Origin of the sequence: Marinobacter salexigens (assembly GCF_002806945.1) — a bacterium.
GTDB lineage: Bacteria > Pseudomonadota > Gammaproteobacteria > Pseudomonadales > Oleiphilaceae > Marinobacter > Marinobacter salexigens.
The window spans coordinates 1-21,879 of sequence record NZ_NIHC01000014.1 but is presented as its reverse complement, the minus strand read 5'-3'; the positions used below and the strand labels follow the sequence as shown (position 1 = coordinate 21,879).

General features: G+C 48.2%; 29 protein-coding genes and 1 pseudogene. 1 reads left to right on the top strand and 29 read right to left on the bottom strand.

Annotation, left to right across the window (positions count from 1 at the left end; genetic code table 11):
- Window positions 1–1,036 precede the first annotated feature (1,036 nt).
- The 19 genes from CDH47_RS17195 to CDH47_RS17100 all read right to left on the bottom strand — a co-directional run bounded on the left by CDH47_RS17195 (window position 1,037) and on the right by CDH47_RS17100 (window position 13,585).
- Complete coding sequence (locus tag CDH47_RS17195; protein ID WP_100641556.1) at window positions 1,037–1,453, bottom strand: GNAT family N-acetyltransferase; 417 nt, start codon at window positions 1,451–1,453, stop codon at window positions 1,037–1,039.
- A 97-nt stretch (window positions 1,454–1,550) separates the two neighbouring features.
- Window positions 1,551–1,931, bottom strand: coding sequence for a VOC family protein (locus CDH47_RS17190; protein ID WP_100641554.1), 381 nt, complete (start codon window positions 1,929–1,931; stop codon window positions 1,551–1,553).
- A gap of 116 nt (window positions 1,932–2,047) precedes the next feature.
- Window positions 2,048–2,395, bottom strand: coding sequence for a DUF3024 domain-containing protein (locus CDH47_RS17185; RefSeq protein ID WP_100641552.1), 348 nt, complete (start codon window positions 2,393–2,395; stop codon window positions 2,048–2,050).
- 126 nt (window positions 2,396–2,521) lie between these two features.
- Window positions 2,522–2,836, bottom strand: a complete 315-nt coding sequence (locus tag CDH47_RS17180) for a hypothetical protein (RefSeq protein WP_100641550.1) — start codon at window positions 2,834–2,836, stop codon at window positions 2,522–2,524.
- A gap of 96 nt (window positions 2,837–2,932) precedes the next feature.
- Window positions 2,933–3,334, bottom strand: coding sequence for a GFA family protein (locus CDH47_RS17175; RefSeq protein WP_100641548.1), 402 nt, complete (start codon window positions 3,332–3,334; stop codon window positions 2,933–2,935).
- Between the two features lie 130 nt (window positions 3,335–3,464).
- Window positions 3,465–3,917, bottom strand: coding sequence for a HEPN domain-containing protein (locus CDH47_RS17170; RefSeq protein ID WP_100641546.1), 453 nt, complete (start codon window positions 3,915–3,917; stop codon window positions 3,465–3,467).
- 100 nt (window positions 3,918–4,017) lie between these two features.
- Window positions 4,018–4,311, bottom strand: coding sequence for a hypothetical protein (locus tag CDH47_RS17165; protein ID WP_100641544.1), 294 nt, complete (start codon window positions 4,309–4,311; stop codon window positions 4,018–4,020).
- Window positions 4,312–4,804: 493 nt separating this feature from the next.
- A complete protein-coding gene (locus CDH47_RS17160) occupies window positions 4,805–5,143 on the bottom strand; it encodes a tRNA-binding protein (protein ID WP_100641542.1) in 339 nt (112 codons plus the stop codon).
- 101 nt (window positions 5,144–5,244) lie between these two features.
- The gene (locus tag CDH47_RS17155; RefSeq protein ID WP_100641540.1) at window positions 5,245–5,802 is read right to left on the bottom strand and encodes a GNAT family N-acetyltransferase; all 558 of its coding nucleotides are present in this window, start codon (window positions 5,800–5,802) and stop codon (window positions 5,245–5,247) included.
- A gap of 109 nt (window positions 5,803–5,911) precedes the next feature.
- Window positions 5,912–7,192, bottom strand: coding sequence for a hypothetical protein (locus tag CDH47_RS17150; protein ID WP_153045498.1), 1,281 nt, complete (start codon window positions 7,190–7,192; stop codon window positions 5,912–5,914).
- Window positions 7,193–7,278: 86 nt separating this feature from the next.
- Window positions 7,279–7,842, bottom strand: a complete 564-nt coding sequence (locus tag CDH47_RS17145) for a hypothetical protein (protein WP_153045497.1) — start codon at window positions 7,840–7,842, stop codon at window positions 7,279–7,281.
- Between the two features lie 496 nt (window positions 7,843–8,338).
- Entirely contained in the window at window positions 8,339–8,881 is a 543-nt protein-coding gene (locus CDH47_RS17135; RefSeq protein ID WP_100641532.1) for a DinB family protein, read from the bottom strand.
- Between the two features lie 538 nt (window positions 8,882–9,419).
- Window positions 9,420–9,782: a hypothetical protein gene (locus CDH47_RS17130; RefSeq protein ID WP_100641530.1), complete on the bottom strand. Its 363-nt coding sequence runs from the start codon at window positions 9,780–9,782 to the stop codon at window positions 9,420–9,422.
- A 111-nt stretch (window positions 9,783–9,893) separates the two neighbouring features.
- Complete coding sequence (locus CDH47_RS17125; protein WP_100641528.1) at window positions 9,894–10,214, bottom strand: hypothetical protein; 321 nt, start codon at window positions 10,212–10,214, stop codon at window positions 9,894–9,896.
- 10 nt (window positions 10,215–10,224) lie between these two features.
- Window positions 10,225–10,800 carry a hypothetical protein gene (locus CDH47_RS17120; RefSeq protein ID WP_153045496.1) on the bottom strand — a complete coding sequence of 192 codons (576 nt, stop codon included), beginning with the start codon at window positions 10,798–10,800 and terminating at the stop codon, window positions 10,225–10,227.
- Window positions 10,801–10,888: 88 nt separating this feature from the next.
- Complete coding sequence (locus tag CDH47_RS17115; protein WP_100641524.1) at window positions 10,889–11,284, bottom strand: VOC family protein; 396 nt, start codon at window positions 11,282–11,284, stop codon at window positions 10,889–10,891.
- A 109-nt stretch (window positions 11,285–11,393) separates the two neighbouring features.
- Window positions 11,394–11,918: a hypothetical protein gene (locus CDH47_RS17110; protein ID WP_100641522.1), complete on the bottom strand. Its 525-nt coding sequence runs from the start codon at window positions 11,916–11,918 to the stop codon at window positions 11,394–11,396.
- A gap of 395 nt (window positions 11,919–12,313) precedes the next feature.
- The gene (locus CDH47_RS17105; protein WP_205077640.1) at window positions 12,314–12,898 is read right to left on the bottom strand and encodes a lysozyme inhibitor LprI family protein; all 585 of its coding nucleotides are present in this window, start codon (window positions 12,896–12,898) and stop codon (window positions 12,314–12,316) included.
- Between the two features lie 99 nt (window positions 12,899–12,997).
- A complete protein-coding gene (locus CDH47_RS17100; protein WP_100641520.1) occupies window positions 12,998–13,585 on the bottom strand; it encodes a hypothetical protein in 588 nt (195 codons plus the stop codon).
- A 280-nt stretch (window positions 13,586–13,865) separates the two neighbouring features.
- Here CDH47_RS17100 and CDH47_RS17550 point away from each other — a divergent pair, with 280 nt between their 5' ends.
- Window positions 13,866–14,021, top strand: coding sequence for a hypothetical protein (locus CDH47_RS17550; RefSeq protein ID WP_161494505.1), 156 nt, complete (start codon window positions 13,866–13,868; stop codon window positions 14,019–14,021).
- 74 nt (window positions 14,022–14,095) lie between these two features.
- Here CDH47_RS17550 and CDH47_RS17095 read toward each other — a convergent pair whose 3' ends face one another.
- The 10 genes and pseudogenes from CDH47_RS17095 to CDH47_RS17640 all read right to left on the bottom strand — a co-directional run.
- Window positions 14,096–15,826, bottom strand: coding sequence for an ATP-binding protein (locus CDH47_RS17095; RefSeq protein ID WP_100641518.1), 1,731 nt, complete (start codon window positions 15,824–15,826; stop codon window positions 14,096–14,098).
- A gap of 8 nt (window positions 15,827–15,834) precedes the next feature.
- Window positions 15,835–16,854 (bottom strand): SIR2 family protein, encoded by a 1,020-nt coding sequence (locus CDH47_RS17090; protein WP_100641516.1) that lies wholly within the window; start codon window positions 16,852–16,854, stop codon window positions 15,835–15,837.
- A gap of 142 nt (window positions 16,855–16,996) precedes the next feature.
- A pseudogene (locus CDH47_RS17085) lies at window positions 16,997–17,821 on the bottom strand (IS3 family transposase); the annotation flags it as partial.
- The gene (locus CDH47_RS17870; RefSeq protein ID WP_420843694.1) at window positions 17,806–18,168 is read right to left on the bottom strand and encodes a transposase; all 363 of its coding nucleotides are present in this window, start codon (window positions 18,166–18,168) and stop codon (window positions 17,806–17,808) included. The pseudogene CDH47_RS17085 and the gene CDH47_RS17870, both read right to left, overlap by 16 nt.
- 86 nt (window positions 18,169–18,254) lie before the next feature.
- Window positions 18,255–18,641: a hypothetical protein gene (locus CDH47_RS17080; RefSeq protein ID WP_100641512.1), complete on the bottom strand. Its 387-nt coding sequence runs from the start codon at window positions 18,639–18,641 to the stop codon at window positions 18,255–18,257.
- A 529-nt stretch (window positions 18,642–19,170) separates the two neighbouring features.
- Window positions 19,171–19,365, bottom strand: a complete 195-nt coding sequence (locus tag CDH47_RS17545; RefSeq protein ID WP_100641510.1) for a hypothetical protein — start codon at window positions 19,363–19,365, stop codon at window positions 19,171–19,173.
- Window positions 19,366–19,376: 11 nt separating this feature from the next.
- Window positions 19,377–19,964 (bottom strand): DUF6338 family protein, encoded by a 588-nt coding sequence (locus CDH47_RS17070; protein ID WP_100641508.1) that lies wholly within the window; start codon window positions 19,962–19,964, stop codon window positions 19,377–19,379.
- 74 nt (window positions 19,965–20,038) lie between these two features.
- Window positions 20,039–20,953 carry a hypothetical protein gene (locus CDH47_RS17065; protein ID WP_100641506.1) on the bottom strand — a complete coding sequence of 305 codons (915 nt, stop codon included), beginning with the start codon at window positions 20,951–20,953 and terminating at the stop codon, window positions 20,039–20,041.
- A 128-nt stretch (window positions 20,954–21,081) separates the two neighbouring features.
- Complete coding sequence (locus CDH47_RS17060) at window positions 21,082–21,381, bottom strand: antibiotic biosynthesis monooxygenase family protein (RefSeq protein WP_239985886.1); 300 nt, start codon at window positions 21,379–21,381, stop codon at window positions 21,082–21,084.
- A gap of 150 nt (window positions 21,382–21,531) precedes the next feature.
- On the bottom strand, window positions 21,532–21,879 hold a 348-nt coding region (locus tag CDH47_RS17640), incomplete at its 5' end, for a hypothetical protein (protein WP_205077638.1).

Here is a 21,879-nt window from a genome sequence, read left to right as displayed (position 1 = left end):
ACATGCCCCCGGCCATCGATAAAAGCGGGGGACAGTAGCTGGTTCTGTGGCCTGACGGCCACTCGGAGGTGGGTCAAAATTAATGGCCAGTAGTGGGTCACTTTAATTGGCCACTAACACCAGCCGGGCTTTAAATTCTGGAGCATGTCGGCGACGTTTTCGATAAGGGCGGGTTACGCTTACGTTGTTCATAGATAGTGTCCACTAAAGAATAAGTGGACACTATCTTGAAGGCTTCAGCATCAGGCTCAAGATGGGGTCGCCGGACGGTTACAGCTCCAATACTCTCAGGCGCTTGTTTGGATGCCAAGCACCTCCCGTCGTGCGCCTCGTTGGTAGCATCGTGAATATTGGAACTACCCCGACCCTACCCACAGAATACATGAATGTTGCAAAGACGCTCTGCCCACTCGTATTTACAGCTTGGATTGGAGTTATACCCGCGTGCTTACCCTGAACATCTTTTAGCACTCCGAACTCAAGATAAAGATGTGGGTGAGGCTGCCCCGTTAATATCGCTTGGGAGAAAGGTCGAATATCGATAGGGATCCCAGACTCAACGACTCTGCAGCCGAAAAGCTTCACGAAATAGAGGTGTACGTACAGCATGGATTTTTCGGAAGCACCGGGGAAAATGCTGTTTACCCTTATTCGCTGCGCTGGAGGATTTTGGCGGCGAGCACTCTGTAACGTACTGGAGAGTTTCTCCCAGGCTCTATCAAAGGGCTGCGTGCGCTCATTATTACACCGTGCACACAACGACGCTGAAAATTTAAGCTTATTGGATTTTAGGCTACCAACTCTCACATTTTTCCGGGCACCGCTGTGCTGGAAAAGCGGGTTGCGTTGAGAAAAACTCCCAAACTGCAATTTTAAGTCACTAGCCTTAACGACGTGCTCTCGGCTATTGGCCTGGGCTCCACAAATCCAGCATTGCATATAATCTCAGCCCTTACTGGCATAACGCCAATAATAAGCGGCGCCCGACTAGGGCGTCCGGTGGAGGCCGCAGGCCGGAACGAACTTAATTGACTTGTTAATTGCCAATGACCGCCTCCGGATTCAGAACCCAGCACCGATCATTGTGTGTGTAACCAATCTGACCATAGTACGAATTGGCGGCGGGTGCTGCGATGAGTATCAATTTGCAGGCCGGCCCCAGCTGCTTTTGAGTCAGTGACTGCAATCGCTTACCTATGCCTGACTTCTGATAGCTCTGATGGACTGCCAGATCTGACAGATAGCAGGCATAGTGAAAATCCGTGACACTGCGAGCGACACCGACCAACAAATCCTCATCCCAAGCGCTTACGGTGAGATTAGAATTGGAAACCATCCCCTCCATACATTCTCGGTCGTTGATTGGCCGACGCTCTCCAAGAGTAGAGCTTTCCAGCAAACCGATGAACTGGTCAGTGGTAATGGGATGATTCACCTTGAAACTGATAGTCATACCTCTCCTTGGCAATTAACGCTTAGGTAACCGGCACCGGAGCGCCAGCGAAGGGAACCAAAAGCAGTAAGCTTTTGGTGTCCGGTTGACCGCTTGGTTATGAGTTCCCAGATGGCTCAATATCTTCTCCAAACATAATTCGGTGACCCTCTGGTGTTGCGACACCAAACTCACGTAAACCCCAAGGTTTATCCGATATCGCCTGGAAAATCTCGGCACCGCGTTGCTGATAGTCGCGGTAGAGGTCGTCAATGCCCACGCAGTTTACATACGCGAAGTACGAATGGTCATGCGTATCACGGGCCAAAAGCTCATCCGGACAATGCCCCAACATGATATGAAAACGGCCGAGACTTAAGAACGACCAGCCGTCCACACGGAACCGGACGGAAAACCCAAGCTTGTCGAGAAAGTAGCTCTCGGTCGTCTCAAGATCCTTGACCGCGAGAACATGCTGAGTTGTTTTTACGTCAAACACTTATGACTCCCTTCACGAGCATGGATACTCATAACGCCAATATTAAGCGGCGCCCGACTAGGGCGTCCGGTGGACGGCCGCCAGGCCGGGAACGAACTTGAATGACTGGTTATGTGCTACCCGAAGAAGCAGCCATTCTCATCGGCATTCACGATAGCAAAGAATTCCTCGATGGAACGTGACTCGGGTTCTGGCGTGTACGAATGCCACTTCAGATCGCCGCGCATCCAATAAATTTTCCAGCGCTGAGATTTTTTGACGTAGGTAGCTTTTGCTACCGGCGATTCAATGATCGTGGAAGGCTCCCGGAAATGAGGGCGAACCTCCACAATCTGCACGCTTTGGCCGGAAACCCGAACGTCTATATCTAACTTGGGTCGGATATCGACTGGCGGCCTCCGGTCTTCCAAAAACTCGGAAGCGGCCCGTTCAATCTTCTTAGCTTCAAACTCACTGAATGCCATATGGATTCTCTATGGGAACGCCCACATAACGCTGAGCTTAGCGGCGACCTTGTAATGGAGGCGAAGCCGCAATGAAAAGGGCGTCCGGCGGCCATCGGCCGCGTACTACAGCGACTTGTTAAAAGATTATGTCCGCTTTGGGTAAACGTGATAGCGGTTAGTACCCGTTTTCTCGATTACCACCCGATCACCTGCCGCCAGATTATGAACCTCGAAAAACTCACCTACCCAAGCCCGACGGCGAAAAATTTTCTTATCGCCTGCGATGTCAGTGCGAACTGGAGACGTGATGCCGCTGTGAACTTCCAAGACTCTCGGAGCGAGGCTACTGTCGTTGCTGCCTCCGATAGAATCTGGTGGAAAAAACTCGATCACCGAAGACAGGTAAAGGTGATTGTTATTGATATTGCCTTGAGTTAGCTCGATTTCGACAAATTCCATTTGATGCTTCCTTGTACTTTTAACGCTTGGCTTTGCGGCGTACCGGAGCGCAGCGTAGGTGCGTCCGCCAACAGCCACTGGTTATGTGATGGTAGCTCAATCTGGCAGTCCCTCGAACTCTGGCACTTCCCCATACTCCGCATCCCAGGTCGGCTTGCTGGACGAAAAGATGTGCGCTGTTGGCGCCATAGATATCTCAGTGTCCAAGCACCCTGCGGGAACAACGAGCAAACCTGCAGTTTGAGTGCTCGGCAATGCTGAGCCACACAACTTACAAAAACTTTTGTTATGACGAGTACCTGGAAGCGTAAAGGACGTCACAGTATCTGCCCCCGACCGCCAAACCAATTTAGCTGACTGTGAGAATAGATTTGCCGCATGAGCCGAACCCGTATCTTTTTGGCAGTGCTGACAATGACACAGGTAAAAGCTATCGAAGTCTCCCTTTACCTCAAAACTCACGGTGCCGCACAGGCAAGAACCGGAATAGTCAGTCATCAGGATTCCCTCCTGGGCCTGTGGATGAAATACACATAACGCTGAAGCACAGCGGCGACCTTGGAGTGGCGACGAAGGTGCCACGTAAAAGGGCGTCCGGCGGCCATCGGCCGCGAACTGCTGCGCCTTGTTAAACGAAATTACCGTTGAGGTCTAAGCCTAGTTGATCACCAACTGTACTGACCAAATTGTTTAAAGCTTCATGAAGTTCGTGTTGAGGGCTTGAAACTATCCCCGTATTTGTTTTGGCATACCTAGCAAGGAAAGGCCGGTCATAGGCTCCATTTAATAGGTCACACCATCGAGGCACCTCTGGATCGACTTTAAGCCCCAACTCAACAGACTTTGACCAAGCTCGTACCAAATTGTGTCCAATTTTTCTTGAGGTGTTTTCCGTTACACCGCGGTTAATTAAGAAAGCTTTTAACGCTAACTCGGTTGTAAGAGCGGCAATAAAGCAAAATGGAGTCTGAGGACAGCTCTCTTCGCTCTTCTGAGTGATATTGATGACTTTTAGATACTCCAAGGCGCTTCTATACAAGGTTACGTCAGTCACCTTGTGTTCCATGGTAAATTCCAACATTTCGCATCCTTACGTTTAACGCCAAAAATAAGCGGCGGCCCGACAGGGGCGTCCGGTGGAGGCCGCCAGGCCGGAACGAACTTGATTGGCTTGTTAATAGCTATCGCAGACCACCCAATGCCATGAGGGCAACAAACGACACCAGCCTGCCAACGATGACCATCAAAATAATATCTGGCCAGATGCTGGCCTTGCTGAACTTTTTGAGAAGCACAAAAAGTACAACGATTGATAGTATCCAGCCTGCGGTCGGAACCAAAGCAACGGCGGCAGCTCCGCCCGCTGCAATTACGGTTTCACTCAAAGCTAAATCCACAGATGTGATTTTTGCGGCAAGCCACAAAACCACACCGCCGATTAAGGCATCCAGAACGACAATTACCAACTCATCCATGAGGTCTATCCTTACCTTTTAACGCTGAGGTAACCGGCGCCGGAGCGCCAGCGGAGGGAACCAAAAGCGGTACGCTTTTGGCGTCCGGTTGACCGGCTGGTTAGTGGCCGGTCACCACCAAGGTCTCTCCTCGCACCCAACACTGCATGCCCTCTCCCGAACAGCTTGCACCAACCAGACGGATGGCGAAAGGAACCAGAGCGCAAAGCGTACTAACCCGATTACCATTTGAACTGGACGGCCCCGCGACTGGGGCACGCCGTGAATAACCATTCTGCCGATGATGCTGGCAACCAACCCCAACAGCAACCTTTCCGGCCTTGGCCATCACCAACATAGGCGGCTTTGCAGCCAGGCCCGATGCCAAGGCCCTTACACTGAGCCCGCCAAAAATGGAGACGGCCTGGGCCAATAACGCCCCGCTAAACGGTGAGCGTTAGCGAGTCCGGTGTAGGCTGCGTTTTTTGCAGCCGAAACGAATTTGAGCGGCTTGTTATGCCAACCGAGCTCCATTTGGCAGCTCCATGTCAACGGTTGAAAGCACAACAGAGCCATCAGGCCGGTGCAACCCAGTGACTAAGCATTCAGACATGATGGGGCCAATTTGTTTTGGTGGGAAGTTTACGACTGCCAGCACCTGCTTACCCAGCAGCTCTTCTTTGGCGTATAAATCAGTGATCTGCGCACTAGATTTTTTGATACCAAGCTCTTCTCCAAAATCCACTTGTAACTTATAAGCAGGTCGGCGAGCTTCTGGAAAGTCTTCTACATCGACAATGGTTCCAACGCGGATATCAACCTTTTGAAAATCACCCCAATCAATATGTTCCATAATTCACCTTAAATACTTTGTGTGCATAACGCTTGCAGCATGCGCGCCCACGAAATGGAGCCGAAGGCGCAATGTAGTGGGCGTCGCCGTGCCTGCATTGGTTAGGCTTTTGCGTCCCACTGTTCTCGTCGTAACCGGTAAAGCACATGAGGCCGCAACAGGCTTCCTTTGGGCAAGCTGGGGTGTTCAAACTCGCCACTGTACTTCATGCCTATTCGCTCCATGACTCGACGGGAGCGCTGATTGCCAGCCGTGGTAAAAGAGACAATCTCAGGAAGCTCTAAATGTTGAAACGCAACATGCAGCGCACCACGAGCAGCCTCTGATGCATAGCCTTTACCCCAATGAGCTGACGATAACCGCCAACCAATCTCGACACACGGAGAAAAAGGCAGCGTTGCAGTGGGTACGTGTAGCCCACAAAAACCAATAAACGCCTCAGCACCCTTGGCCTCGACTCCCCAGAACCCCCAACCGCGCTCCATAATGAGCGAACGAATTTTCTTTGCCATCTCGTCACTTGCTTGGCAACTCAGCGGTTCGGGAAAATACTCCATAACCTGTGGGTCGGCGTTCAAAGCCGCGAATGGCTCAAAATCACTTTCTTGCCATTGCCGCAGACGCAACCGGTCGGTCTCAAATTCTATCAACTCTGCCATGACAAGATGCGCCTTAGTTCTGAAGCCTAACGCCAGTGGTAATGGGCGACAATGGAGCGCAGCGTAGTTGGCGTCCCGTTGACCACATTGTTAGCTATTTTGTTTTTTTCTAAGGAATCTCTGTGGAGGTTGATAAGATAATCTGTTCAGCAATAAACCTTAACAGAGGGACTTCTTTAACAAGATGTCGGTCATCTCTATATGGCATATACTTTGATCTATCTGATTCTTTACTGTGAACAACTGAATTTCTCGTTTTATATATTCGAGAAGAAAGATGCTTATAGATCAAATCTTCTTCTTCACCCTCTATATTAACTGGCTCGCCGCCCGAAAAGATCACCTTATTCGTCTTGTAATATTCAACAAGCGTATCATCATATTCTTTCAAGCTAGCTATAAGTCCATCCAACTTTACATGCTTTTTTAGAGTAAGTCTTAAGGCCTCTATCTCACTAAAGACAATGCTTTCATTTCTTAGCTGAACGGCTCGACTTACTTGTTTTATTAAGCCAGATATGTCTTTTTTCCTTTTGTAAGAAAAGTCCGGACTAGTTAACCTATCACGCACGTTAGCAATTAATTCGTCACTGAATATTTCCTCGAAAAAATGTTCAGCGACGTGATAATACGATACGAATTCGAGTAATGGATTATCTGTACCAACCGCGAGTTGATAATGATAAAGAAGATCAGCGATATAATGGCGCCGTGGAGGTTCGAGCTCGACGACTCTCCCGCGCCTTAATCTAGCAATGCGTCCGGGCCTCAACAATTCCTCTATATGGCGCTGCGGAACGAGAGCAGTATCTAAGTTGAAACTGATATTGAACAAAAAGGCCTGACTAAAACGTTCTAACTCTGCTTTAGGTCGGTCCCTATCCGAAAATACTTGAAGCGTAAGGAAACCGCGTAGCACCCTTCTTAGACCTTCAAAGGCATCGACGGGTGGCTCATCGAAACTACCATCAATCCGAAGACTGCCGGGAGTAGGTCTTACTAGAACTCGAACGGATCCCAAATCTGAAGCGGAGTGGAGCAGAAATAATATATACTCATTAGTCGGCTTACTGAGAACGTACCGAATCCCGCTGTCCGGATCATAGATATCAATATTTGCACGCCTAACTAAACTACCACCCAGTCTACCTTCTTCTCTTACAAGCATTTCATAGCATCTGGGAGCTACCAATGCTGTCTCGCCAACAGTTTCCATACTTCGCAGTAGGTCTAGAGATGCTTGTACTCTCTCAGAATCTATTGGTAACTGAACTTCTCGACCACTCCATCTGAAAAGAAGCTCTTCCCCGTTGACACCTTCAGCGAGATCTCCGCGCAATGCTTCAGCCATAAACGTTGAAACATCTTCGACAGTCCATTCAATATCCATAAATTCCCATATCAACAATAAGCTAACGCCTTGGCTTTGCGGCGCACCGGAGCGCTAGCGTAGGTGCGTCCGACAACAGCCATTTGTTATGTAGTTTGTGCCAAATCGGCAATCTTGCTAAGAAGCTCCGCCTGTTTCTTCTCCAGTTCAGTGATCTCTGGATTGAGGTCAGTTAACAGTTTCTTTGCATTCTGGAGCACACCGTCCGAATCCATAACCGGGACATAGCCGGAGCCATTGTGACCATGCTGGATAATGATATTCCGGTAATCTAGTTTTGCGCTGAGTCTCTCTTTCACGGTTTCCAGTTCGGCGTTCAGCGATTGAAGCTTGGCAGAGACCAGAGCAAGTTCAGCTTGGCGTTCCTGCGCACGCTGAGATTCGACCAAAGCACTCCTCGTTTCTGATAGCTCTTCTTTTTGAATCAGAACTGATCTCGTCAGCCAATAAAACGCAAAGAAGGCAACCAGTGGATTAACCAAACCACCAACAAAGTCGCCGAAGGCACCCCAATCGCCTGTTTGTAAGGACAACGGAGCTTTGTTCACCACAAAAAACCACAATCCGTAAGCCGCTGGTGCTGCGATAGCGACAAACAAAACGAAATTCCGTGTTCTAGCCACATCCTTTGCTAGACGCTCTAAGTCCATGTCGTCCTCAATCTACATAACGCCAATGATAAGCGGCGCCCGACTAGGGCGTCCGGTGGAGGCCACAGGCCGGAACGAACTTAATTGACTGGTTATATTGGGTAAACGTCTCTCTGAATTTGTTCAGCCGGTTCTCGCACTGGCTCAAAGGTTCCGCCACTCCCATGATATGTTTCGGCTTGGAGATTAAACCATTGCCCACAAGCCAAACATGAGAAATAGTTGTTCACGAAATCTCCCCAACCGCTCCCACAGGAAATCGATTTAAACGGATCACCCCAAGCACCAGTCCCCTCATATCGTAGAATGCCCAATTCTATGGCATTGACTGCAGCCAAGATCGCCTTAGAGAGATCATCAGGACGTTTTATCGTTCGCGGTTGAGCCGCTTTTTCACACTGCTCGCAGGCCATGATTTCCTTCCATATAACGCTGAGCACAGCGGCGCCACGTCAGTGGCGTCCGGCGGCCATCGGCCGCAAACTGCTGCGACTTGTTATACATGAGTTTCCTCCGGAATCAGAGCCAATAGGTCAGTAACCCCAACGTCCGCGCCCGCCTGTGATAATAAAGCAGAAACTTGCCCTCGATGGTGAGTCTGATGGTTAAAAAAATGAAGAATAAGGCTCGAATATCGCTTGTTGGCCGGAATCCCTTTGGCGTTGTGGTAGCTGAGAACGAAATCCAGATCGCCTTCGGTTAGCCCGGCTACCCAGCTGGTAATTTGTCGGTCAAGCCAAGCCCGATGTTCGGATAAGCGACCAATATCCTCAAACACTATCTGGCTTAGGCTTGTCGGATTTGGAAGGTTGGCGACCTCCTGCAACGAACCCACGCAGGATGGATGGGTGGCAAACCGCTTCAGCCAGATGGTGTCACCAACGACGATGTGATTCAGAGTTCCAAGAATAGAGCCGAAAAAAGCCCCACGATCCTGAGTTAAGTCTGTTGCAGAGAGCGAACTTGCAGACTCGTAAATTTTGGAATTCATCCATTGATTGTAAATGGACAGCAATTCAAAGTGATCTTTCAGGCTCACCTGAGTTCCCTCTCATGTATAACGCCTGCATAAACGGCGGTTTTTGCGTAGCGAAGCGGAGAAAAGCCGTCCGGTGGAGGCCCGTAGGGCCGGAATGTATTTAATGCACTGGTTATGTTTTATGGCAGGGGCTGCCGAAACAGCCCCGCCAAAGGAAAGACCTAAATGCAGACGGACACCAGAATGGCAATTGCCACTATGATAGACGCCACATCGATGGACACCCTTACTTTGGAAGTAATAAATGTGAACATGAGTTCAGACTCAATTACTCCCGAGCCGGCTCAGGAATGTTAAAAACCTGAGCTTTACGTCGCAGGCCAGCGACGCCACCGTATTGGGGAGCTACCCTGTCTACGATGGATTGCCTCCCGAGGTACCAGCTCGGTTGGCAGGGCGTGGTACCACACATCGGTAGGTAGGATTGGTGCCGGCACAGCCGGGGTACCAGTTACCGCCTCAGCGTGCGCCCCTCACTTGAGGCCTGGTTGGTCATCACGACTCCAAGCCCCGAGTGTGCTAAGACCATAGCACTTTTTTATATTTTAGGCTCCGCTTGGGGAAGAACCATTGGTACTGAAAACTGGATTCGAGAGACCGACGTGTTGGTATAGTTCTCTTTTCCAGAGGCTCCTAGAGTAACAGCCCCTACGGTTATTCCTAGACCACCCCTTGCCTCTGATCCTTCTGCAGCGGTCACCGCGACATCAAAATTGATCTCATGTACCTTTAGCCAAGTGCCTTCACCCACTTTGAGAGAGCCATAACGACTCTCCCTGTGCACGTCTTTTACCCCCCGCGGGCTAACTACAGCTAACGAATCGCTCAGCTCCTCATTCGCTTTATCAATTCCTTTAGCTATCTGCGAAAGGGACTGAGCTATAAAATCTTCTAGGTTCATACTGTTCCCCAGTAAACATAACGCCGAAGCACAGCGGCGACCTTGGAGTGGCGACGAAGGAGCCACGTAAAGGGCGTCCGGCGGCCACCGGCCGCGAACTGCTGCGCCTTGTTATGAGTTGGTGTCATAAATTCGACCAGCTCCTTCCCAGCCATTAGCCTTTGCTCGGTCGATCAGAAAGGTCATATCTAAATCATAGCCGTCGTCCATTTCAACTTCTGAGGAGTCGATATGACAGTGGAACTCCTGATCTACTGCTGACCAAACTACAGAAACCACAGGCTCTGTAACGCCCTCACCTTCAGCCAATCGCAGACCGATGAATGGTACAAAGGGTAGCGTCAGCCTCTTACCGAAAAACGCAGCTTTCGAACCATCAAGACTACGAATAGTTAAAGAAAAACGAACGCTGTATTCCATATCAATACTCATAACGCCAGGCTTAGCCGCGCGTTTTTTCGCGTCGGCTACAGCCTTTGGTTAGAGATTTAAGCTTCCGGCAGAGGTAGTTGCTCTCAGCACCAGAGGCTTTCCGCAAAACATTTTCAGCCGACTCTCTGATTTTGTTTCTTTGTAGATTATAAAGGTCAATCACAGAGCTAGGAATTTCATCACCTCGCTCAGAGCGAACTGAGATTTCGCTATATAGTGCCTCTGCGGTTTTCTGAAAATCAATGAGGCTTCTCAGCGATCTAGCCAGCTCATTACGGTTTTCAAGGTGGATACATCGAAAAACTTCCTCTGCTACGTTGTGAGAGTCCGAAGGTAGGCTTGGTGGCGATGCTATTGGGATAGACGCGGCCTCAGCATTTTCTTCAAATAATTCTGAGATGCTACGCTTGACGCCTTCATTATGGAGCGCAGCAAGAATGTCCGAATCAATAAAGACTTGTTCACCCACCGCATAGGCTCTTGAAAGTAGCTCTGATTCTCTCCTAGCATCCGCCCGGAACTCCAGAAGTAACGTTGAAAGAACGCCTAGAAGCCAACCTACGAATATAGCTATTATCTCGGTCATATGTATCTCTAACGCCAAAAATAAGCGGCGGCCCGACAGGGGCGTCCGGTGGACGGCCGTCAGGCCGGGAACGTACTTAATTGACTTGTTAAGCATTGATCTGGTGGACGAAGCCAACTTCATCTCTGACACCTACGCGGTTGCCATCGGGGTCGCTGATGTTGATAGTCCGGCCCCAAGAACTTTCCTGGATTTCAGCTTGGATACCCCATGCCCTTATTTCCGCCAGAGCCTCCCCCAAATCCTCGACATTAAAGCGCAGTTTGAAGCTGCCCTCTGTCGGTGACTTAACGCCATTCTTTGCCTTGCCTCCTTGCTCGACCATCAAATAGCCATTCCCGTACTCGAGACAGGTGAGCTTGAAGTCACCCTCCTTTCTCTCGAATAGCTGACGCAACCCAAAGAGGTCTCGATAGAACGCCACGCACTCCTCGAAATTTTCCGTGTTCAGAATTATTCCGTAGCGGGCTATGTTTGCGTGCATGAGCCTTCCTTGTGCTTAACGCCGAAGCACAGCGGCGACCTTGGAGTGGCGACGAAGGAGCCACGTAAAGGGCGTCCGACGGCCATCGGCCGCGAACTGCTGCGCCTTGTTATGCATATTTACCGCTCTCTTGATCAACCGCCGACCGCCATAACACCAAATTTGGAAGCAATGCACTTAGGGTAATATCGCTAGTATCCAGAAGCTTAGCGAGCACATTGCTTAACGGATAATCTAATGAACCAGCCGTTTCTACCACAATTTTCTGAGTTTGAGTCGCAAGCCCATTTTCTACACTTTTTCCGAACCACTCAGAAGAGTGCTTCCACCAATTTGCTGCCGCGTTAACCACCGAAACGAAGGTATAGTTTTCAGAGTGCCAAGGACCCAAATCAAAAGCTCGTTTTTTGCCAACCCCAGTCAACGTTAACGTGTCGGTTAAATACTGCTGAATTGCGCACAAGCCTACACCTATAAAATATTCACCTCGGTCAGTCAGCCCCTCTGAGATAGGGTCAATCGATGAAGCAATGCGAGTGCTGACCTCAACGACCTTAGCATCAATGACCTCCAGCAACTCCGCGAGGAACTTGAGATCTTGATCTGCAAATGCATCACCAACTTTGAGGTACATGCACAGAAGCTCCTCTTATGCATAACGCTGAAGGTAACCGGCGCCGGAGCGTAGCGGAGGGAACCAAAAGCGGTACGCTTTTGGCGTCCGGTTGACCGCCTTGTTAGTGGCCGGATACCCGATGGTAAATCTCTGGCACCCAAACCCGAATGCCGTGTACCAATTAGCTTGCACCGAACTTAGCCCATGGCGCGAGGAACCAGAACACGGAATTATCGGATTTTGCAGTGTTCTGAGGGGAGAAGTGCTGAACGGTGGCAAGCACTTGAAAACAACTCCCAGCTCTACCGCCTGAATCCTTCCGAGGCCTGGGCCAATAACGCTGAAGCACAGCGGCGCCACGACAGTGGCGTCCGGCGGCCATCGGCCGCGCACTGATGCGCCTTGTTAGGGCTTTAATTTCCAAGACGAACAAGCTCATCTAATTCCGCCTGCAATCTCGCAGTGCGCTCATTTGCTAATGACTCTAGCTCTGAAGCGTAGATCAGTGGATAAATACTTCCGCCTTTATAGCTTGAAGCTGCTGCTTCAGCCTGGCTAACACTGTAACGCTCCCACTCTATCTGACTGTTCATAAGCGACTGACTTTCAAAGTCGCCAACCCGGCTATCGATACCTGCGATAGCTCGTTGCATTTTCTCTTTTGCTTTTTCCAACCTCGCGCTCGCTCGCTCATTGAGCTCCAGCTGGGTTAAATCTTCAGATTCATCTTGCTCAATGAGAGGAGTTGATTCGGCTTGAAGAATCACGGTGTTGTTTTGGATTGCCGCAGCTTTACCAGTAATCATTGCCTCAAGCTGCCTTAAAGCATTTAAATCAACACCTTGGTCGTTCATCTGCTTGTGAATATCCAAAAGCTTCTTATGCTTATCGATTGCCTCTACCTGAGGCTTACTCTCTATTTTTCGCTTGAGAAGATAACCTATGGCACTGACGGCGACACCAAGAAGAATAAATACAAATTTCTCTAATATTTCCATTATCTCGAATCTTGTGTAGCCCTAACGCCTGCATAAACGGCGGCCTGACAAGGCCGTCCGGTGGAGGCCCTTTGGGCCGGAACGAATTTAATGCACTTGTTATAAATTGGCTGAGAGTACGAGCTCAGAGGCCGTACGAGTGAAAATATAGAGATTGTCACCTTTGCCATTAAAATCATGGCGCAACAAACCTAGCTCAACCAAGGTCTTGAGATCGTCTTCGAGAAAGCGAGGGTCCGATATTTTCATTTCTCTCTCCTTCCCGCCTAGGTACATGAGACTTACGCCACCGTATGTGTGGAGTTCGAGAATCTTACTAGCGCCCGAATTTTGAAACTGTGAGAGAATTTGTTTGGCCTGCTCCGACAATTGGCTTCCACTGGGATAAAGACCACTGCTGATCTCTGAAAATCCTGGGATAAGACTTCCAAATGACGAGAGCGCGGAATCGAGGGCATCCAGCTTTTGGAGCAACACGTCGTGGTTTTGGTTTAGAAGTGCTTTGATACCAATGACTGTCTTAGAGTTGCTTTCGATCAGAGCCTTGACCTCTTCATGGTTGCTGTCCACAAGCCACTGCAAAAATTCATTAAAATCAGCCTGATCAGCACCTCCACGACTTGCTTGGAATTGCCCTAATAACCCGACAACCGAAGCAAAGCCGGTGGCAACGGAGACTGGTTCCATGTTTTCTCCTCAGTATTTATAACGCCAAGCTTAGCGGCGCCACTTCAGTGGCGTCCGGTGGACGGCCCCCGGGCCGGGAACGTACTACAGCGCCTAGTTAGAAGCCGGTTCACCCGTTGGTTTCCGGTTCACCTTTCAGCCCGCATGCGAACGCCAAAGAAGCCACGTACCTGCTCGCGATCCGGCACCGATACAAACCACCAAACTACCCGACGCGATCGGAATTTTCGGCGAATTGCCCCTCAACCTGGGCACCCTGTCGATAACCCGAAAGATGCCGATGCTGACTACCAAATTGGGCGACGACGTTGCTGGCCTTGGCCATAACCAAGAACCAGAAATCACCACCGAATTTTCCGCCAAGGCCCATGCACCCATCGACCAAAAAACTACCAAAGCCTTGGCTTATAACGCCGCATTAAGCGGACAAAAATAGTGGGTTAAAATGTGTAGCGAAGCGAAACGTAACCCACTGTTTTTGTTCCGTTTAAATGCCTTGTTAGGCGCACATTATTGAATATTTTGCTTTCTCCAGTTATCTATTGCTTTATTTAACCGTCCAGCAGTTACATCACCTTGCCATTCCTTCCAGAACTCGATAGTGCCACTATCTGGCTTATTATTCGGCTCATCAATGCGTATACGGCTAGGCAATAAACTTGCGTCCCCGACAACAAGCGCTTCACCAGTATCTAAAGTAGGTAAAATATCACTAAAACCACCTAGACTATCTGGGAGTAGTTTTTTAATGACAGATTGATCATCAGAATTAGTAAGCCTCATAGCCACAAAATTACTGCACTGGCTAAGTATGGTCTTATTCACTTCCGATGGTCTTTGTGTGATAACCACCAAACTAACTCCGTACTTTCTACCTTCTTTAGCTATGCGTTCGAAAATTTGAATAGATATATCATCCGATGCTCCGGACACATTTTTATTCGGAATATATAAATGGGCTTCATCACATAAGATTGCTACTGGGTGCCGTTCTTCAGAGGGAGTCCACTGTTGAACAGAAAAAGCAAGGCGAGCTACTAATGAAACGATTAGAGGAAGCACATCTGACGGTACTTCAGAAAAGTTAATGATCTTAACTCCCCCACTCCCATTTTCATCGTTACTACCTAAAAGCGCATCAGCTAACCTATTTAACCAATCAAACTTTAAAACATCTTCTCCTCCTTGAAACAGAAACCCTAAACGGCGATCTGATATTTTATTTTCTAGGCGAGAAATCATTCTGCTGAGTTTACCGTTAAATTCACCTGCTTTATCACTGCCTGCTCGAGCGCCAGGTATACGCTCAACATTGATGGCATTTAGCTCATGTATCAATGATTGCAAATCAAAAGGAACTGGGCTATCAACTGTAAAGTTATCTAAAATATCTTGATAACCACCATCTTCTAAGTATCGAGTTTTAGCTGAATTGACTTCTCTCGCCATTAGCATTGCTTGGTTTGGCGCATTTTGATCGCTTCGGTCAACAAATAATGAAACTAATGCTTCATATGATAGCAGCCAGTAAGGTAGATAAATTGCACCGTCTGCCAATGTTCGATTCGACTCTATGTCACCTGGTCCTGCAATCTTAAAATGACTAATACCGCCCCCCTTTAAAGGAGAATACTCACCGTGCAAGTCAAAAACTATTGCGTTTGAGTTTTTCAATTCAGAAACTTGCTCAATGATTCTAGCCGTAGCCCAAGATTTACCCGCCCCAGTGCTTCCTCCGATAAAAGCATGTCGCTGGAAAAACTTATTACCATTTAAGTAAGCTACCGCATTTTCATCTAAGGTATATTTACCTAATGTTAATGAATTACCGTCGGCTTCTGCATGGGAAATAACTCTCATGAATGAGGTTAGCTTCTCGCCCTCTAATGCAAAACAATTTGCGTCAATTTCAGGCACACTTTCTAATGTACGGCGAAATATATTTCTTTTCGTACCGTCAGCATCAATCAAGGAGCCAATCAATGCTACTTTACATAAATTTTGCTCATCAGAAGACTCTTCATCCTCTTCAATAGCAGAAGGTATTAGCTTTTTTCTTGTGACTTGATTGATAATTCCAATTAAATGCTGCCCGGGTTTACTACTTTGCAATACAGCCAACCTATTAACCTGCAACCTTTTTAAAAGTTCAGCATCATTAACCTCTACAACAACTGTTGCAGTATCTACGGAAGCTACTTTGCCCAAAGCTTCATCATCATTAAAATTGAAAATAGTCATATCGTCCCTTACATTATTAAATTCATGAAACCTTTGAGTGACCAGAAATCGCCTTCAACTTCTACAGGTGCATCCAATAGGGAACTATAAATTTTAGATTTATTGTCCTGTGCAAATTCAATAGCTAAATACTTATCTGTACTTTCAGTGGCGATAAACTCTTTCGTAGCTTCAGTCAATTCATAAGTTATGATAATGACTGAAGCTCCATTATTTGCACACCGATTTACTAGCTTCGTTTGGATATGTTCATCATTGAAACCAAAGCCAACACATAAATAAGCAGTGGCCCCATCCATTACATCGTCAGATTCATGGATAATTGTTTTATAGGGTTCTTTATGAGTACTACGGTACTTCTCAATGCCAGGTGTGACTATTAGTGGTGTTAGATCGTTAGGGATTTCATTAATATTACTTAAAGATGTAATCACACCATTAGAATTAGTAAACCAACCAAGGGAGCCATGGACTTTCCAGATATTTACCTGTCTAGAGCAAGATAAATAGTCCTTCTTAGCGCTGTAGCCTCTATAACCATGAGAGAAGCCGCTGTAATGATGGATATTTTCTTGTTCGCATGCATATTCTGCCAATCGGTCATAATTGGGTGTTATTATGTTGAGCTCTTTGGCAGTACTCCTAAACATGTGTTTTAACAGCTTACCTAATGGAAACAATGAGGGGTTATTTAGTGATTCCTCAAATACTTTGAAATCTTCAGGCGCTAGAAGATTCCATGTTTCAGAAACCACCCTACCAGTTAGTTCAGGTGACAATGGAGTATCATGTAACGCTGTTTCTAAATCTATATCGGCCTGCAATTTTTCACAAAAGCTCTGCCAAGAAGTTTGTTCATTGTCATGTAAATCCACCACATCGACATTCGCCATAAGATGCTGTGCTAACTTCCACATTCCAGACATCCCAAAAGCAGCCGAAGCTCCACTTCCTAATATAATTACAGGAGTGTTTTTATAATAATCTTGAGCTTGTTTTGATATTTTATTTAGGATTTCCTCAGACATAACATTCCTTATATTGGCTGATGACTATGATGCTTCCTTGTGCGCCTAACGCTGATGGTAACCGGCGCCGGAGCGCAGCGAAGGGAACCAAAAGCAGAAGGCTTTTGGTGTGGAATTCCCCCAATAAATCGGACACGCGCCATCAGTTAATCCCTTCAAACTCTATCGGAGTCCGGTAACCAAGGCCACTGTGCAGTCGGTGGCTGTTGTAGAAGTCTTCAATATAGCCTTTGATATGCTTTCGTAACTGCCTCAACGTCACAAAGCTTGTAGCGTGCAGCAATTCTCCCTTCAGTGTCTTGAAGAAGGACTCCACCTCGGCATTATCCGTGCATTGGCCCGGACGGTTCATACTGTGCCGGACCCGGTACTGATTCAGCAGCGCCTGGGTTTTGTGAGCACGGTATTCGATACCGCGATCCGTATGGAACAGCAGATCCGACGCGGGTTGTCGGTTTGTGAAGGCTTCCCGTAGCGTTGCCCGGGCGAAGTCCGCACTCAGGCTCTCGCCCAGTCGCCAACTGATGATGCGCCGTGAGAAAAGGTCCAACACGACAGCCAGAAAGACGTGCTTCTTACCCAGCTTGATATAGGTGACATCGCTGCTCCATTGCCGGTTTATTGCAACCGGTTTCTCGGCACTCAGCCGATAATTTGGCAGGGTCTTCAGGACATCTCTTCGTTTCGTCATCCGACGATAAACGCGCATCACCCGGGCCTTCATGCCCCATTCCTGCATCAGTTTGGCCACTCGGTTCTCGCCGACAACAACGCCTTCGCGCCGAAGCGCCTGATAAACCCGAGGGCTGCCATAGCGGCCCTTGCTAGCGTTATAGATGCGACGGATCTGGAACAGCAACTCAGCATTCTCAGCAGCTCTTCGGCTGGGCTTCCGGCTTGCCCAGGCGTAGTAGCCAGACCGTGAGATGTTCAGGTGACGGCACAGCGCCTTTACCCCGTGTTCTCCCCGGTGTTTCCAGACGAACCTGAACGCTTCCGTCGTTCCTCGGCCTGAAAACGTTGAAACTTTTTTAGGATCACATTCTCCTCCTGAAGCTCGGCTATCTGGCGCTTCAGGCGGCTGATCTCATCCTGTTCTTTAATCTGCTGTTTGGCTTCGGCGGGGGCTTTTTTGACACGCTTCATGGCGAACTTTCCTTCACGATATTCCTTTCGCCAGCGTGACAGCATGAAGGGGTGGATATCCAGCGCTTCCGCTACGCTTTTGACACTCCGGTGGGCCTGGTGGCTCCATTCCACCGCTTTCACTTTGAACTCAGTGCTGTACTGCTTCGTCTTCTTCCCCGTGATCATTGCAGGCATCGTGTTTCTCCTCCTGAGGAGTTATCGATGCGTGTCTATTTGATCGGGGGAAGTCCAGTGTCCGGTTGACCGCATGGTTAGGAGAGCCTGCCACCGCGGAACAACTCCTCTACCAGTGGCTTAGTATATTTCTCGACCGGATCAATTGCCGATGGGTCACCTTGATGGTGGTATTCACCTTCGTCAAAAGCCCGATAGATTTCAAATGCTGGCTCAGGAATGTTTTTATCCTCACCGAATACTGGCGGCGTCGTCATGAATCCCCAAAGGTAGTTCATTGCCCCGTCACAAAATTCATAGGTGAGGCGTTCCTCGTAAAATCCTTTAGCAACCCAAACCGCGTAATCATTGCAAAATTGCTCGGGCATAGTTCTAGTGGCCGTGCAGAACTCGAGGATTGTCGAGTATTCCGGCTCTGTGCCGCGAGTTGCAGCCGCTTTGATGAGGGCTTCAAGGTTGATCACTCAAGCTCCTAACGCTGAGCTTAGCGGCGCCACGTCAGTGGCGTCCGGTGGACGGCCCTCGGGCCGGGAACGTACTACAGCGACTGGTTAGTTGGGGCATCGGTGAAGCCCATTCCCTGGCAATCAACATGATGGCATACTCCTTTGCCCTTGCACCAAATTCCGCCGGTGCATCTTTATTGGAACCACCGCCAATGATGTGGTGAATGAACCTGAACGCCAGAATCGCAGGTAGGCAACGAACCAACTTTCGGCGGACGACCCCACGACCGAAACACCCAATTCACTACCCGCACCGCTGACCGGCTGAGCTGCCAACATGATGCCGAATTTGAGGGCCTTGGCAAAGCACCGAAACCTCCGGCATTGCTACCCATTCAGAGCCAAGGCCAATGGTACATAGCCATCTCAAAGGGACAGAGCACGACCAACTAACGCTTGCAGCATGCGCGCCTACGAAATGGAGCCGAAGGCGCAATGTAGTAGGCGTCGCCGTGCCTGCACTTGTTAGAAAATGACAACCTCACGACTAGTCATCGTCAGGCGGATTGTCATCATCCAATTCGTTGGACGTGGGCTGATAGCTATCGCGAAGAAATTCGTTATAACTTTCATGATCCCTTTTTTCTATCTTTTCTTCTATCTGTTCTTCTATTTTTCTTTCTATTTCTCTTTTTTCTTTCAATAGTTCTTCTAATTTCTGCCTATTATCTTTATCACTCATTATTGAAGCCCCTATTTCCCTAAGAATTTTATGTATTTAATCTCATCTTGAGAAATTAAAATACCTTTTGTTCTAGTAACTTTCTCTCCAAACTTCTTTCCATTTTTTTCTCTCCATACCTCTTCGATATAAATTTGTCTTTCGGAAGGGTATGAACTGGCAAATGATTTTTCCGCAAACTTGCCCCTGATTATTTCACCGTCTTTTAAATAGACAACAATCCACATTGACTCCTTCTTTGCAAATACATAATCCCAAGGCTGCTTGTAAGGACTGAGAATGTTTTTCTTAAACACCTTTAATTCGGAAATCCATCGGAACAGAAAAGGCCAAATGGAAGGCGCGCCAAAAAAGACCAAAAACAAACCAATCCAGTATATAAAAGGGTGATGATGATAAAAACCCTCGGAACTAATTAGAACGATAAGCCATGAAAATACGGAGAAATTCAAAGAGCTATAACAAACCGCCTCAACCAGAGACTTCGAATAATCTCTTGCCTCCACGGCAATTAATAACGAATAAACCTTGATGGAGATAAAACCAGGCAACACGAGAACCAAGAAGAGCAAAGATTTATCAATTTCCCAAATATCCAATTTATTACTCCTCTCGATTTCCTAACGCGAAGCGAAGCGGCGGCCCGTCAGGGGCGTCCGCCTTACGCGGCTTGTTAACTCATCTCCGAATCGGGATAGATCTCATAGTCCCAGTATCGCCTGTTCAATTCAAAGATAGCTTTCCGTCCTATAAGAATATCTTGGTGACTCGTGTTAGTTTCATCTATTTCTAATAATGGAGGAATATTGCCCTCGCCGTTGAGCAGTAGCTCTCCACCAACTACTGAGAAATACATGATCGTTTTGCAGGAATGGTTTAGCGTCCGCTCACTATTTGCGCTCAGTTTGCCAAAAATACCTAGTCCAACTTTCTCAAGATCGCGCGCATCCTGAGGATTTGCCGCCATAAACCCGGCGACAAAATTAGGGTGGATCGTTTGAGAAAAAACATTTAACTCATTTTCTCGCCAATCCCTCAATTCTTTACTGACATCAGGAGGAATACCCGCAGATTTCTCAGTAGCGTTAAGGTGCTTTTTTAATCTTTTCGTGTTGAAATTTTTAAACCAGAATTGGCTGGCAGCATCGTGGTCTTGCGCGGAGTGGAAACCTTCAGCAAGGTCTGGCTGGTGCAGGATAGCAATGCATGCGGCAAGGTGTTCATCTAGAGCCCTAGCTACCCCACGCGCTGGGTTATCCAGGCCAGATTTGACCAGAACGCGAACTGAAGCTGCGTAATTGCATGACGAGCTTAACAGCGACCAGATCGAGAGAAGAAGCTTGCTCTTTTTTTCTTCCCCATACACTCGTTCCGCCAGAAGGGCCCACACCGCAGTCAGCCATCCAATACTTGTCTCCAATATGTGAAGCCAAGGCTGGAACAAGTCTACTGCAGCAGCCTCTTCTTCTAGACGCTCCTGGTCTATTTTTTCGAAGGCATTCCGCGAGTAACGAGACTCCCAGTTTTCATTTTCTGCGAGCAGGCGCCAGAGTTCATCGGCCTCACTCGAAATATCCTCGTGTTTCATGGTTCCTCAGTTAACGCCCATGTTAAGCGGCGACCTTTTTGGAGCGAAGCGGAGAAAAGGGCGTCCGGTGGACGGCCGTCAGGCCGGGAACGAACTTGAACGACTGGTTACAAAGTAAGTGCACCCGCTTACCCCCGCTGCTCTGCCGAAAACTGATGTTCGATAACCTCATAGTGCTGCACCGACAGATCGGGCTCAAGCTCATAAACCTCATCTTCCGGATACAGGCGCGCCCGCGAAATATCGTGACCAGCAAACGCGTGGATTGACTCCAGTTTGTCCCAGTATGTGATTAGGGTAAGTTCAATTTTGCCAGCCAGGGAGCGGCGGAAGATCTGGGCACCGAGGAAGCCTTCTGTTGCGGACGAATCCTTGATGCCGGTTTCGTATAAATATTCCGTGAACCCTTCACTATGGGTCTCAGGCACTCGGCATTTCCATTCTCTGGCGATCATTGCTACGCATTCTCCCTTGCTTTGTAACAGCTAATTATACGATCGAGTTCGTATATCACCCATTCGTAAAACTCCATTCAAACGCGCTCAAAAGAACAGGGTTTTATGTAATAAAACAAACTCTTAAGCGACAAACACCACGGCTACCGCCGGAGTTATACGCCCTATTTTGAGCCACTCCCACTCTAACCAGGGGCGTATAATTCCACCCTTCCTGTTGCTACTTTCGAACCCTATCAGATAGTTACCTTCTTTTCCCTGCAGATCTCTGGCATTTTGCGAAGGCGTTCGTATAACTCCGCCAATTATCGGCCTCTTGACTTCAGCAACAATCAATATACTGTATATAAAAGGCTCTTCACTTATTATGGTGGGTAACCCTTTATTTTCCTGCCGCTTTTGGTCACTGTTGTCGCATCCGATTAACTCAATGGATGGGGACCAACGTTGGATCAATGTACCCTCTACGAA